Raw genomic sequence first — 1,193 nt, forward strand, 5'->3', positions numbered from 1 at the left:
ATGGCGAAAGCTAAGTTTGAGCGGAACAAGCCGCACTGCAACATTGGCACGATCGGGCACGTGGATCATGGCAAGACGTCGCTGACGGCGGCGATCACCAAGGTCCTGGCGAAGTCGGGCGGTGCGTCGTTCACGGCGTACGACCAGATCGACAAGGCTCCGGAGGAGCGGGCGCGCGGCATCACGATCTCGACGGCTCACGTTGAGTACGAGACGGCGAACCGCCACTACGCGCATGTCGACTGCCCCGGCCACGCCGACTACGTGAAGAACATGATCACCGGTGCCGCGCAGATGGACGGCGCGATCCTGGTGGTCTCGGCCGCCGATGGCCCGATGCCGCAGACGCGCGAGCACATCCTGCTGGCCCGCCAGGTCGGCGTGCCGGCGCTGGTGGTGTTCCTGAACAAGTGCGACATGGCCGACCCCGACCTGCTGGAGCTGGTCGAGATGGAGGTGCGCGAGCTGCTCTCCTCCTACCAGTTCCCGGGCGACGACATCCCCGTCATCAAGGGCTCTGCCCTGATGGCGCTGGAGGACAAGTCCCCCGAGCTGGGCGAGAACGCGATCCTGGAGCTGATGGCGGCGGTCGACGCCTACATCCCGCAGCCGGAGCGCGCGATCGATCGTCCGTTCCTGATGCCGGTGGAAGACGTGTTCTCCATCTCCGGCCGCGGCACGGTCGTCACGGGTCGCGTTGAGCGCGGCGTGGTGAAGGTCGGTGAGGAAGTCGAGATCGTTGGTCTGAAGACCACGGTGAAGACGACGGTCACGGGCGTCGAGATGTTCCGCAAGCTGCTGGACAGCGGACAGGCGGGCGACAACATCGGCGCGCTGCTGCGCGGCACGAAGCGTGAGGACGTGGAGCGCGGCCAGGTTCTGGCGGCCCCGAACTCGATCAAGCCGCACAACAAGTTCAAGGCGGAAGCCTACGTGCTGACGAAGGAAGAGGGTGGCCGTCACACGCCGTTCTTCACCAACTACCGTCCGCAGTTCTACTTCCGCACGACGGACGTGACGGGCGTTGTCACGCTGCCGGAAGGCGTGGAGATGGTGATGCCGGGCGACAACGTGTCGATGGACGTCGAGCTGATCGCGCCGATCGCCATGGATGAAGGCCTGCGCTTCGCCATCCGCGAAGGTGGCCGTACCGTTGGCGCCGGCGTCGTCGCCAGCATCAGCGCGTAACGGAC

The 1,193-nt window shown here is 65.8% G+C and carries 1 protein-coding gene; it reads left to right on the forward strand.

Going from position 1 to position 1,193, the window contains the following annotated elements; all coding sequences use genetic code 11:
• A complete protein-coding gene (tuf, locus tag IBL26_RS25425) occupies positions 1-1,188 on the forward strand; it encodes an elongation factor Tu (RefSeq protein WP_187787282.1) in 1,188 nt (395 codons plus the stop codon).
• The last annotated feature ends 5 nt before the right edge of the window (positions 1,189-1,193 follow it).

It is taken from the genome of Teichococcus aerophilus (assembly GCF_014490485.1).
GTDB lineage: Bacteria > Pseudomonadota > Alphaproteobacteria > Acetobacterales > Acetobacteraceae > Pseudoroseomonas > Pseudoroseomonas aerophila.

Bases quoted from the DNA above. Each gene is read 5' to 3' on its own strand.
- tuf (WP_187787282.1), top strand. From the start codon at position 1: ATGGCGAAAGCTAAGTTTGAGCGGAACAAGCCGCACTGCAACATTGGC.